The organism is Clostridium arbusti SL206 (assembly GCF_000246895.1).
Lineage (GTDB): Bacteria > Bacillota > Clostridia > Clostridiales > Clostridiaceae > Clostridium_I > Clostridium_I arbusti.
In genome coordinates, this window is record NZ_BAEV01000105.1 from 1 (window position 1) to 13,630 (window position 13,630).

The 13,630-nt window shown below is 28.5% G+C and carries 12 protein-coding genes; 6 read left to right on the plus strand and 6 right to left on the minus strand.

The window, feature by feature from the left end; genetic code table 11:
- A partial coding sequence (locus RH99_RS15285) for a hypothetical protein (RefSeq protein WP_010240240.1) occupies window positions 1–269 on the plus strand: 269 nt, incomplete at its 5' end.
- Window positions 270–453: 184 nt separating this feature from the next.
- Here RH99_RS15285 and RH99_RS15290 read toward each other — a convergent pair.
- The 3 genes from RH99_RS15290 to RH99_RS15300 form a co-directional block, all read right to left on the minus strand.
- Window positions 454–2,766, minus strand: coding sequence for a glycoside hydrolase family 66 protein (locus tag RH99_RS15290; RefSeq protein ID WP_010240241.1), 2,313 nt, complete (start codon window positions 2,764–2,766; stop codon window positions 454–456).
- Window positions 2,767–3,445: 679 nt separating this feature from the next.
- A complete protein-coding gene (locus tag RH99_RS15295; RefSeq protein ID WP_010240243.1) occupies window positions 3,446–4,390 on the minus strand; it encodes a PucR family transcriptional regulator in 945 nt (314 codons plus the stop codon).
- 13 nt (window positions 4,391–4,403) lie between these two features.
- Window positions 4,404–5,513 (minus strand): ABC transporter ATP-binding protein, encoded by a 1,110-nt coding sequence (locus RH99_RS15300; protein ID WP_010240245.1) that lies wholly within the window; start codon window positions 5,511–5,513, stop codon window positions 4,404–4,406.
- A 409-nt stretch (window positions 5,514–5,922) separates the two neighbouring features.
- Here RH99_RS15300 and RH99_RS15305 point away from each other — a divergent pair, with 409 nt between their 5' ends.
- Window positions 5,923–7,020, plus strand: coding sequence for a GerAB/ArcD/ProY family transporter (locus RH99_RS15305; protein WP_010240247.1), 1,098 nt, complete (start codon window positions 5,923–5,925; stop codon window positions 7,018–7,020).
- 161 nt (window positions 7,021–7,181) lie between these two features.
- On the opposite strand, the gene RH99_RS15310 is transcribed toward RH99_RS15305, so the two are convergent.
- Complete coding sequence (locus RH99_RS15310) at window positions 7,182–7,988, minus strand: hypothetical protein (protein ID WP_010240249.1); 807 nt, start codon at window positions 7,986–7,988, stop codon at window positions 7,182–7,184.
- Between the two features lie 678 nt (window positions 7,989–8,666).
- Between RH99_RS15310 and RH99_RS15315 the strand changes: the two genes are divergently transcribed.
- On the plus strand, window positions 8,667–9,053 hold the full coding sequence (locus tag RH99_RS15315; protein ID WP_010240251.1) for a zinc ribbon domain-containing protein: 387 nt from the start codon (window positions 8,667–8,669) through the stop codon (window positions 9,051–9,053).
- A 257-nt stretch (window positions 9,054–9,310) separates the two neighbouring features.
- Window positions 9,311–9,721, plus strand: coding sequence for a type VII toxin-antitoxin system HepT family RNase toxin (gene hepT, locus RH99_RS15320; protein WP_010240253.1), 411 nt, complete (start codon window positions 9,311–9,313; stop codon window positions 9,719–9,721).
- 821 nt (window positions 9,722–10,542) lie between these two features.
- Here hepT and rpiB read toward each other — a convergent pair.
- Window positions 10,543–11,013, minus strand: coding sequence for a ribose 5-phosphate isomerase B (gene rpiB, locus RH99_RS15325; protein WP_010240254.1), 471 nt, complete (start codon window positions 11,011–11,013; stop codon window positions 10,543–10,545).
- 381 nt (window positions 11,014–11,394) lie between these two features.
- On the opposite strand from rpiB, the gene RH99_RS15330 reads away from it, so the two are divergent.
- Both RH99_RS15330 and RH99_RS15335 read left to right on the plus strand, forming a co-directional pair.
- The gene (locus RH99_RS15330; protein ID WP_010240255.1) at window positions 11,395–12,294 is read left to right on the plus strand and encodes a deoxyribonuclease IV; all 900 of its coding nucleotides are present in this window, start codon (window positions 11,395–11,397) and stop codon (window positions 12,292–12,294) included.
- Between the two features lie 266 nt (window positions 12,295–12,560).
- Window positions 12,561–12,821, plus strand: a complete 261-nt coding sequence (locus tag RH99_RS15335; protein WP_010240256.1) for a glutaredoxin family protein — start codon at window positions 12,561–12,563, stop codon at window positions 12,819–12,821.
- 114 nt (window positions 12,822–12,935) lie between these two features.
- Here RH99_RS15335 and mscL read toward each other — a convergent pair whose 3' ends face one another.
- Window positions 12,936–13,367 carry a large conductance mechanosensitive channel protein MscL gene (mscL, locus tag RH99_RS15340; protein ID WP_010240257.1) on the minus strand — a complete coding sequence of 144 codons (432 nt, stop codon included), beginning with the start codon at window positions 13,365–13,367 and terminating at the stop codon, window positions 12,936–12,938.
- Window positions 13,368–13,630: the final 263 nt, after the last annotated feature.

The following is a 13,630-nucleotide window of genomic DNA, read 5'->3' on the forward strand; positions in this document are numbered from 1 at the left end:
TATATATTTTCCCTATAATATCAAGATTTTATCTAAAGAAAAAAGATATGCTGAAATTATCATTTATGTACTTAATAAAAAAAATAAATATATGTATAATAGCTTTTATAGGAATTGCTATTTCATGGATAATATTAACTAAAATAAATGGTGCAATATTAGTATTATTTTCTGTAAGTATTATGTGTTATATTATAATGTTTTTAGAACAAGATATGCTTCAGGATATTGAAAAAAAGTTAAAAAATACAGATTCTTCAGCTCAGTAAAAAGTTAATTCATTTAAATATTCTTTGAAATTTTTAACTATCTTTACTTTATTCCTAATCTTGTATACTGATTCATCATTCTATTTTAATCTTTCCTCTAGGTTAGTCATCTAAAGATTTTAAAGGAGGCAAATGATCTCCATACCCATTTGTCTCCTTATCATAAAAATTAAATATTTAATTACTAATTACTATTTGCAGTCGCAGCAATAGGTTCAAGTATAACATCATCTATCTGTAAATTTGTGCTTCCTGGAGCATCTTGGTAGAAACCAATTTTAAGATGCTCTTGATTAACATGAACAATAGCACTAATCTGTTGGTATCCATCACCATGTGGTATATTTGTATATACTGGAGCTCCCCCGTAATCTGCAAGTTCCATTCTAGAAGTATTGGGAGTACCTAAATTTTGTTTCACCCATGCACTTACTTTATACCATCCATTGGCCAAATCGTAAATGGGCTGTTCAATATTCTGTGTATATGGACTTCCGTTCCAGTAGTAACATTTGAACTTTCCACTATGCACATCATCTCCATCTACACCATAAGAAGTACCTGTTGCTGTCCATCCAGAAATATTCCCGGCTTCAAAACCAGGGTTTGTAAAGGTTCCTTGTGTTGTTGGTGGTACAGTTGATTTATTAATGTAAATCATATCCCAATATTGCAATGTAGGTATTTTAAATACAACATAATTTCCACCCGCATCATATCCTTTTTGAAATGGTAAATCTATAGTCTTTCCATTTTCATAATCAGGTGAAGCAAAAGATACACTTCCAACTGAATCTGTATAATAATACTTTACATTAAGATTTGATAGGGAAGTAGGTTCTGGATAATCTGCATTAGTGTCTCTCCAAGCGTTATTCGATTCTCCAAGTAAATTTATAAGATGAATGATTTGATGATTTCCATCACTTTTAGTAAAAGTCCATACCTTATTTGGTTCACTGGTTCTACTTGTATAAATACCCGGTATTTCAACCTTGTTTGATGTATCATTTTGTCCATCACGTAAAAGATTTTCATATGCAACTAAAAAATCATAATATCTACGTTCCTTTTGCTTTAAATCATCACTCATAATCATATTACTATTTGGAAAGTATTCACTGCAAAGCATTCTATTGTCATCTCCAAGTTCAAGGCGGGATCCGCCACTTGCAAAAGTTGCTGCATCCGTTAACAGAACTCCGGGTGTATTCATGTATCCCGGACTACTTTCGCTATGTGCCTTTGCTGCATCATAATCCATATATGCAGGAACAATTAATGATCTTCCATTACCTTCAGTCCTTGAAGTATCTATTGCACCTTTTATATCATTATATGTGACAAATCCATCCCCCGGCCATAATTCAGCATATAAAGCATCAGCATTGCTTTGAGCCACTGCAGTATGACCCTTGAACCCAACTGGATTAAATATTATTTTTTTATTGACTAATTGACTTTTGGCATAATTAATAAAAGGTTTGAAGGTATCCGTTATTGAAATAGCTTGTCCACTAGTTGTATATTTCGTTCCCCAGTCTCCCACTGTGTCTTCATGCCATCCATCAAATGGAAATGCTTTGAATACATCTTTCTCTCTATTTAAAATATAGTTCTGCCAATCTGTATTTAAAGGATTAAAGAAATAAAGAGCCGAAGTTGCCCAGCCACTAGGCATATCCATTTTCCATTGAGTCCCTCCAGCACTGTCAAGCAATGCCCAATCTTTCTTTACTCCACTTCCATCTGTTGTATATCCATCTACAGCTCCGTATATAAGATTATATTCCATGGCTGCTATATTACTCTCATGACCGGAGTTTATATAGTCAAGAATTGTTTTCTTGTATGTTTTCTGGTTAGCAAGATTATCCCATGAAGCATCCGGATTTGATGGGTCACCCTTAATTGGTATGTGGTGTTTCCATTGCCAATCATAATATTGAATGGCATTTATATGATAATCATTTAGCTGAGATATTATATTGCTGCTAGTTTCAGATGACTGAGATCCAAATTTTGTTAAATATCCATAGCGTGGAAACCTTAACCAATTAGAAGATACATCAATAGCAGTATTCATATTATCAATTATATTACCTGAAGAATCTTTTACATATGCTTCCACCAAATACCCCTGATAATCAGTGCTTGGAGGAGTCCATGTAAAAGTCAAAGTAGTTTTTGCTCCTTTTTCAATAGTAAAACTTTTAGTGGAAGAAATATCAATTTGCTTTTCAAGATGTTTAAAATATAAAGAAACTGTTCCTTTATTTATAGCTGAAGCTCCATTGTTTTTAAGATAAATAGTTATTTTGACTTTATCCCCTAGATTATACCTAGCCTTATCTGTATTAACATTTACAATAACGCTATCTGAACTACTAGACTTTTCACTGGTTTTTGCAAATGTATGATATGATGTTGAAAAAATTGTTACCAGCACCAAAGGAATAGCTAGACTTAGTATTTTTTTTAACACTTTTTTATTCATAAATTTCCATTCCCCCTTATAAATAATTATTTTAGCCACTTATAAAACTCCTGATTAAGTAAGATTAAAGCTTTACAATCTAATCGTTTTCAAAATTTAAGATTATCTATTTATTATTTTACTTTATAGTATAATGTTATTAAATGTAGCATCTATACTTTTTTTGTACAATTACGATTTTAAAGACCATAATAAGTTAAAAAAATCAAACTTATACTATATTAATAGTAAATATTTTCAATCTTTACTAATTTAATTATGTTAAATGAATATAAATATGAGTAAAAAAATGTTCTAAAATTATCATTTGGTAACTCAGCTTTAATTTCCACCCGCTAAATTACGCAAACTTGCTCTGCCACACCGAAACTAATATCATATCAATTATCTTTATTTAATATGATTTATGTCCCTATTACATTTAAGCTGTATCAATAATAACTCCACCTAAATCAAATATACAAGCTTTTATTTTACTCATTTTATCCCCCTATAAATGCGAATTAAATAAATAACTTGTCAGTATACTAGTCTATTTTCACGTGTCTAAATTCTAATTTTCAATTCATATAAAAAAACTCTTAACATAAGTGCTTTACCATTTAATGGTAAACTTATGCAAAGAGTATTAGTGAAAATCTAAAATTATATATAATATATATTACCATGAATAAACTTTTTATTTACTTTCTCTCCATACCAGAAAAGCAATTATAAAAACAGTAGCATTTTTGAAATTTTTAATGTCAAAACCTGTTTCTTTTTCAATCTTGCATAATCTATAAATTAAAGTATTTCTATGAACATACAATTTTCTTGAAGCATCCGTTATGTTAAGTCCACAATTAAAAAATTCCTCTATTGTATTTATCATCTCATAGTCAAACTCATTAAACTTCCCTGCAAAATTATTTAATAGTTTTTGTTTAAGTTCCGAATCCAAATTATAAACTATTTTTTCAAAAAGCAGTTTATTATAATCTAATATATCTTCTCTTAAAGAATATACATCTCCAAATATCATTGCTTCTTTACTTTCATTAAAAGCTGATACCATTTCATATTTGTCGTGAAAAATATTGCTAAAACTTATTTTACAATTTAAAAATAAATTTGAATTTATAGCTTCTTTTATAGATTTAGCATGTTCTGAGGTTTCAGAGAAAACTCCTAATACAATAATTTTATTATCATCTATTATACTTATTACTTCTTGATCTCTATAAATCTGTTTGATTACAGCTAAAGCTTCCTGTATATTTTTCTCAACATATACTAGAAATAAGAAACATCCCTTTGACAAAAATGGTATACTACTAGAAACTTCATCATTAGATACATTTTTACCTTCTAATATCTCCATAAGTATTTGTTCTTTTGTCAAATATAGTTCTTTATATTTATTTTCAATTGTATACTTTAATAGCTTAGAACAGGCTTTAAACTTACTTTCCAGATTTATTCCTGCTCTATTTTTACATATGCTTATGGGGATATATAGAATGTCAGAACTTTCTACAAAACCTTTACTTTTAAATATTTCATTACCATCTTCATAAGTAATACTAAAATTTATCTTAGTATTACTGCTGAGTTCCTGCAGAAAATTCTTAAACTGATCCATAGATATTTGCCCCCTAGAATATAGTTTCCTCAGTTTCCTTATCAAACACATGTATCTTATTGTTATCAAAAGCTATTTTTATAGTATCTCCTATTCTTGCTTTTGATGTACCTGCTACCTTTGCAGTAAGACTAGACTTTCCTTTAGTTAAATATAAAAATGTTTCAGCACCCATAAGTTCTGTTACTGTTACTTTAGCATCAATAATAGCATTACTATGCTTTTCAATAAATTCCTTATCATCATCTATGTTTTCTGGTCTTATTCCCATAATTATATCTTTACCAATGAAACTTTTTTCCTTAAGAATTTTACTATGTTCTTCATTTAATGGTACTGATTCATTTTCAAACTTCAAAACAATTTTACCATTTTCATCTACTATTTTAGCATCTATAAAGTTCATTTGTGGACTTCCTATGAATCCAGCTACAAAAACATTTATAGGATGATTGTATATTTGTTGTGGTGTATCAACTTGTTGAACTATACCATCTTTCATAACTACTATTCTTGTTCCCAATGTCATAGCTTCTGTTTGATCATGAGTAACATATATAAATGTAGTTTCAAGTTTTTTATGAAGCTTCGCTATTTCTGTCCTCATTTGAACTCTAAGCTTTGCATCAAGATTGGATAAAGGTTCGTCCATCAAAAATACCTTTGGTTCTCTTACTATGGCTCTACCCATAGCAACTCTTTGCCTTTGACCTCCTGATAGAGCTTTTGGTTTTCTACTCAATAAATGCTCAATATCAAGAACTTTTGCTGCTTCTTTAACTTTACTATCTATAACATCCTTAGGTATCTTTCTAAGCTTTAATCCAAATGCCATATTATCATATACAGTCATATGTGGATACAATGCATAGTTTTGAAATACCATAGCTATATCTCTATCCTTAGGCGAAACATCATTTTTTAATTCTCCACCTATATATAGTTCTCCCTTAGAAATATCTTCAAGTCCAGCTATCATTCTCAGTGTAGTGGATTTTCCGCAACCTGAAGGTCCTACAAAGACAATAAATTCTTTATCCTCTATTTCAAGATTGAAATCCTTTACTGCTGTAACATCTCCAGAATATATTTTATATATATGTCTTAACGATAAATCTGACATTATAACCACTCCCCAAATTTATTTTAGGCATATGAAAATAAATAGTAAGCTAAAGATACTGACTAGTTATTTATTTGAATGTGCCTTATATTTATATTCTAAGGCAATGTAATGCTTTTATCTATTCCCAAAACTAACAAAAATACTTTGATTAATTTGTATGAAAGTCTAAATGTTAATAAAATCCTATCAATTAAATAAATTTTAGATGAATCTTTTCAATCATTATTTCTATTGAAATCAAAATAAAATTCTAATTAACGCTCATAATATAAGTTATTTAGTGGAAATATAAATATAGTTTTAGATTTCTATAGTTTAATTTATTTATATAAGGCACGTGAGAATAAATATATGAATTATTTATTTACGATTCCTTAGATATATTACAATTTAAGGGGATACATCTATGAAGGAAAAAATTACATCTCGTCAATTTTATGCATTAATGGTTTTACTACCTTATGGAACTGCTGTGCTATTTTACTTGGCACCTGAAGCCAAAAATGATACATGGATTGTTTTATTATTCTATAGTATTATATCCATACTCATACAAATGATTTATATAATTTTACATAATAAGTATCCTAATGATTCCATAGTAACCTATCTTCCTAAAATATATGGAAAACATATTGGTTATGGATTAAGTGCAGCATATATAGTTTATTTCTCATATTTAGCTTATAGAAACTTGAGAGATTTTGCGGAACTTATTGCAGTTTTCAATTTAGTTAGAACACCTTTACCTGTTATAGGAGCACTTTTTATGTCTGTAATTGTTTATAGTGTATATAAGGGCATTGAGAACATAGGAAGCATGGCCCAGATGGTATTAATAATAATTATTATAAGTATTATTGTATTATGGATACTACTAGTTATTACTCCACACAGTCTATATTATTATAATACTTATCCAATTTTAAAAAATGGATTTATTCCTACTATGATTAAAGGCTACAAAGTTATTCAGCTTCCATATTCTGAATTTATAGTTATGACTATGCTATATCCTTTTGTTATGGAAAAAACAAAAGTGAAAAAGGCTGTTGTTTTTGCTACAATAACTGAAGGTGTAATATTGGCTCTAAATAACATACTGTTTTTATTTGCATTAGGCTATACTTTTGCTAGCGTAAACAATTATCCTTTACTTGAAACTCTTAGATTAGTGCACATTGGTGATTTTTTAAACAGATTGGATATAATTTTTATAGTCATTCTAATGTTAGGAGGATTTTTTAAAATATCTATACTTATATACTGTTCAGTACTAGGAACAGTTCAATTATTAAAGATTAAAAATTGGGGATTAATGTGTATTGTATTTGGATTCGTTATATGGGTTTATTTCGACATAATGGTAATATCAGAAACTTATCCTCACTTTATTCATAGGATAACAAACCACCTTCCCATGTCTATTGTAATTCCAGTGTTGTCTCTTATAGTATATTACATGAAAAAAGTAACAAAAAAAATTTTGAGTTCCAGCCCTTAATACTATAAATATATAAGAACAGCAACCAAACAGCTGCTGTTCTTAGTTTTCATTATATTATTTCTAAACTTAGATAATATATTCATCTTCGATTAATATAAGCTTTAGGCATATTCAAATAAATAACTAGTCAGTATGCTAGAATATTTTTTTCACATGTCTTAAACAAATTCAGCTAACATAGCCTTTAGAAATACCTTTTTCTTATTTAAATCTTCTATTTGTTTAGTCTGCTCTTCATTTTTTCTATTAACCCATTCTTTGTCACTTAATTTATCTTTTAAATTAACTGGATATCCAGAATTTAATTTATTTATATCTTCTATAGTCTTTTCTATATGATTTCTTATTTCAATTATTCTATTGCTAATATTATCTAGCACATTTTCATCATTTAACTTGATATCTTCTTCTATATTCTCAGCCTTAAGGCTTAGAGCTCTCAATTCTTTAATATCTCCATTTTTATATGCATTAGTAATATCTAACCATAAAGCTTTATCTTCCTCTGTCAAATCCGGATTTATGTCTGGGTTAAGATTTCTTATAAGTTTTCTATAAAGCATTTTAAATTGCCTTACTTCTTCTTCTGACAAAGTCGGACTATTTAGATATATTTTAGCTGCATTGATTTCTTCATTCATTTGAGCAATTTGCTCTTTCCAATTCTTCAATTCAGAATCAATTTGTTCTTTTACTTTTTCATCAGTAATTATTTCACCTTTAATAAGAGCTGCTTGTCGAATTTTTACTTCATGTCTCATAGCTCTCATTTGAATTTTCAAAGCAAAGCAATCATATTCGGCAATTCCCAATTTGAATTTATATTCAGATTCAAGTCTTGGAATTTCAGTAACAGTTATATATTCTTTTTCTTCTATCAATCTGCTTAACTCATCTTTTAAAATACTATACCTGTTTAACAACTCTTTAACTTTAGGATGAACACCTATTCCATCATATTTCATCTTTATACCCCCCATACACAATTTTATTTATCCATACCCTCTTAAAATATGAATTGTAACAATACCAGCAACAGTAGTTGAAGTACCCCCTGCATTTATAACATGAATTTATATATTCAACATAATATCATAGTTTGCACTATTTAGAGAATATACTTTTCTCATTTAAGTTTGAGATAAATTCATACTAATATACTATCTAATGCAAGCTAACATATAGTTACTAATAAATGCTTTAATTTAATATTATTATAGCTTTCTTAGATTATACCTTAATTTTTTATAATAATCTAGTAAAAAAAAGATTTTTTTCAAGGCTTTCATAGCTTTTTTTTGAATTTTTACACAATTAACAGTATAATCTATACATTTAATATGTGCTTATCCCTTATGCACCATAATTTTATAAATTATGTGATATTTATTTTATGTATTATTAAACTATTAATTAGAGTTCATTTTTGTGATAAAAAATAATTATATTATTTTTTCAGTACAATTTACCCTCGTGGTGCAATTTTTTCCAATTTCAATTTTCAACTTGTGAAAATTTATTTGACCCTTTTCTTATAGATTATTCAAATATATGAATAAATCAAATAAGAATGCACTAAATTGTGACTTTGTGATAGAATATTAATTATATAAAACCCTTAAATTGGAGGTGTAAATTCAAATATGAGAAACTTTTTAGATAGAATTCGTTATTATTTTAGAGATTGCTATGGTGTTGATAAACTTTCAACTTACATCTTTATTTTAGCTGTAATCCTAAGCTTTAACAGATATACATCATTTGTAGCTTTTGCCTTACTTGCCTATGGAATTTATAGAACTATTTCAAAAAATAAATATAAACGTTATCAAGAACTTGCCACTTTTAATAATTTTTTCAATATCATAAAGCAGCAGTATTATTCACGAAAAGCTTCCTTTAGTCAGCGTAAAGAATATAAAATAGTTAAATGTCCAAATTGTTCTCAAAAGCTAAGACTACCTAGAAAAAAAGGCAAAGTTACTATTACCTGCAGTAAGTGTGGTAATCAATTTAAAGCTAAATCATGATAACTATTTTCATTCTATTTATTTAGACCTAGTAAAATATAAATCATAGCTAGGTTTAGATTTATATTTATTAGGTAAATAATTATAAATATGAGGAACTGTATTTAAAGTTCAAATACTCTATAATGGTGAAAAAATATATTGTTCTGAAGATACCAAGACAGCTTATTTTGAAATGTATGCTTTTAAAGATTATGCTACCCTAAACGAAGAAAGAGACGTAATTTTGAAAAGTATAAAAAAGAGAGGTTCTGTATATGAGTAATGATGTAATACTTAATAAAATAGCCATAATAGAAAGATGTATAAAAAGAATACATGAAGAATACGATAATAACCCTGAAAATCTAAAAAATTATACTAAGCAGGATTCTATAATTCTAAATATTCAAAGGTCCTGTGAGGCTTCTATAGACATGGCAATGCATATTGTTTCAAATAAAAAATTAGGAATTCCTCAGAATAGTGAAGATGCCTTTGAATTACTTTGCAGTAATAAATTCATTGATGAAAATATGCTAAAAACCTTAAAATCAATGGTTGGTTTCAGAAATATAGCAGTCCACGATTATCAAACTGTAAATATAAATATAATAAAAGAAATAATTGAAAAACATCTTAAGGACTTAAAAAGTTTCGCTGAACTAGTATCAAGTAAAATATTATGAAAAAAATGAGTTGGGGCTGTTGCATTAGCAATTTCAAAATTGCTAATGCAACAGCCCCTTTTTACAACTGTTTTATTTAAGAGTGGAAATTGTAATGACCATAAATAAAATATTTACTAATATAAGAATTGTTGAACTTATTTTAATTTCTGGATTATTAAAATAACTTTTCACATAAGTTTACTACTGAACCAACATAAGTTTTATTCGTTTTATCATTACCAAACTCACTGTTGTTTATTAAGATAACTCCATTCTCACTATTGAGTTTATCTACATCTTTGTAATAAAAACTTATAACAAAAATGGATAGAATATAATTTGAGGCAGAAAATATCTATAGAGGATTTAATTTCACGCGCAAAGAGCATCAGTATCTCTACCAATGCTCTTTCCATATGAACGCTACACATCTGAAGGGGGTAATCTTCATGTTTATATAATATCAATTCAATGTTACAGTTTCTTTTCCATATTGTAACTATTAATTAACTTAACTAATAATATTTTATGAACAAAATTATCTACCAATTAATGTAAATTAATTTAGGTATATGAAAATAAATATTAATTAAAAGATATCAGGTCTATTTAGGATCAAGTGACCAAGGTAGTGAGCTATCTGAGGGTTCTGTTTATGCAGTAAAATTTAAAATAGACTAGCATACTGACTAGTTATTTATTTCAATGTGTCTTAATCTATCTATAAGAATAACCCTCTATGATAATACATAGAAGGTTATTCTTATAGATCATTTGATTCACTATCATCAATAGCTGTTGAGAAAATCATTCATTAGCAGTTCGAACGTAATTACTCTTTATATCTCAGACAATTTCTTTAAATGTCTTTCTGTTATCTCATTAACTTTTTGTACGCGTTTCTCATATTTTTCAATTCCAGCAAAGAATTCAGTTTTCATCCACACATCTACAATGTCAAGAGCTATTGCAGAACCAATTATTTTTCCACCAATGCATAATACATTGCTGTCAGTGTGCTGACGTGCTAATTTTGCACAGAATGGATCTTGGCAAACTACAGCATTTACTCCGTATATTCTATTTGCAATTAGAGCACTGCCATAACCAACACCATCCACAAATATTCCACGATCAGCTTCTCCTTTTCCAACAGCTAAAGCTGCAGGATAAATAAAATCTGGTAAGTCACAAGACTCCTTACTATGAGTTCCAAAGTCTATTACCTCATGTCCCTGACTTTCTAAGATTGCCTTTATTTCTTCTTTTAATTCAAAACCAGCATGGTCATTTGCCATAGCTATTTTCATTTTATGTACCTCCAGTATATATTTTGTGCAAGGCATTAAGCCCCTTGTCATGGCTGCATTTCTTATAATTTATTACTACTACACTAATTATTATAATATAGAAATAAAAAGCATTTCAAATTATTTTCTTAAAATGTTTAATTTATCCGATAACTCTTAATCAAGTTTCAACTAAGAAAAGGTTGTTTCCTCCTTTTCTTCTATTAGGCATATGAAAATAAATAACAAGTCAAAGATGCGACGTATATTTTGAAGTCAACAAGGAAATAGGGTTCTGTTGACGCAGTGGGATTCAAAATAGACTAGCATACTGACTAGTTATTTATTTGAATGTGCCTTATAAATTAAATATTATGTTATAATATTAGCCGAGGTGATTATATGCTAAAGATAGGTTCCCATGTTTCCATGAGTGGGAAAAAAATGCTTTTAGGTTCTTCTGAAGAAGCTGCTTCCTATGGTGCAAATACCTTTATGGTATATACTGGTGCGCCACAAAACACTTCCAGAAAACCTATAGATCAATTAAGAATAGAGGAAGCTATTGAACATATGTCTAATAATGGCATTGAAGAAATAGTAGTTCATGCTCCTTATATAATAAATTTAGGAAACAGCATAAAGCCTGAAACCTTTGAACTTGCTGTAACCTTTCTACGAGAGGAAATCAAAAGGACTGAGGCCCTAAAAAAAGCAAAACAAATAGTGCTTCATCCTGGTGCACACGTTGGTGCTGGATATGAAAAAGGTATAGAACAAATAATAAAGGGACTTAATGAGGTATTAACTAAAGATCAAACTGTAAATGTAGCCCTTGAAACTATGGCTGGAAAAGGTACAGAATGTGGAAGAACTTTTCAGCAGCTTGCAGAAATTATAGATGGTGTTAAATATAATGATAAACTTTCAGTTTGTCTTGATACTTGCCATATAAATGATGCAGGATACGATGTGGTAGAAAACTTTGATGATGTACTTAAGGAATTTGATAATATAATCGGACTTGAAAAATTAAAAGTAATTCATTTAAATGACAGTAAAAATCCTAAAGGAAGTAGAAAAGACAGACATGAACTCATTGGTTCAGGTCATATAGGCTTTGATGCCCTTTGTTATGTGGCAAATCATGAGGCCTTAAAAGATGTTCCTAAAATTTTAGAAACTCCTTATGTTGCTAATGAAAATGGAAACAAAAAACCACCTTACAAATTTGAAATAGAAATGCTGAGAGAAAAACGGTATAATCGAAATATTAAAGAAGATATATTTAAGGAAGATTGATATGGTTATTATCAATCTTTATTGTGCTAATTTTCCAGCGCATCAATTATTATAAATTTTCATAAAAACTATTGTGTATTTTTAGAAAAAGTTTTATTATTAAATAATAATCATTATTTAATATTTTATACTGCTTTATAAATTGATAATACATTATCAAAAATCAGTATAAAATAACTTATATATGAAAAACTAAAACTTGTGAAGATTTTAAGTATTTAAATTACTTATCTATATACAAATGAAATAATTAGGCGGTGGTAATAATGAAACCTGTAACTATGTTTGTAACTAGCTGGTGTCCATATTGTAAACAAGCTCTTTCCTTTATGGACAGTTTAAAAAGAGAGAATCCAAAATACCAAGATATTGAAATTAAAGTAGTTGATGAAGAACTTCATCCAGAAATATCTAAAAAATATGACTACTATTATGTGCCTACATACTATGTTGGCAACTTTAAGGCACATGAAGGTGTACCTACTAAAGAAATTGTTAAACAAGTATTTGACAGAGCTTCAAATTAGGAAACTATACATTATTAAATCATAGAATCTTATAATCCTATTTGATAATTATAACTATACAAATAAAAGAGCTTGGAAGGTAACTAATTTAATTCTCTTCCAAGTTCTTATTTTTTACTCCTCTAATACTGATGTACAATGAGGACATCTTGTTGCTTCAATAGATATATTGGTATAACAATATGGACATTTCTTTTCTACTTTAACCTTTTCTTCTTTTTTCTTAAATCTATCCAATTGTTTTATTACAATAAAAATAGAAAAGGCAATTATTAAAAATTGTATTATATTATTTAAAAATACTCCAAAGTTTATTGTAGGAGCTCCTGCTGCCTTAGCTTGAGCCAATGAAGTATAGCTCTTTGAACCCAAGTTGATGTATAATTCTGTAAAATCAACTTTTCCTAAAACTAATCCTAAAGGTGGCATAATAATATCATTAACTAGAGAAGTTACTATTTTCCCGAAGGCTGCTCCTATTATTACAGCTACTGCTAAATCAATCACATTCCCTTTTAATGCAAACTTTTTAAAATCTTTCCACATTAAATCACTTCCTTTGTTTAATTTACTATTGTTACATTATAACATCTTATAATATATAAGAAAGACTTTATAAAAAAGAATAACTGGCTATCTCAAAACAAATAAGGCATATGAAAATAAATAACAAGTCAAAGATGCGACGTATATTTTGAAGTCAACAAGGAAATAGGTTCCTAAGATAGTGAGCTATCTTAGGGTTCTGTTGACGCGGTGGGATTCAAAATAGACTAGCATACTGACTAGTTATTTATTTGAATGTGCCT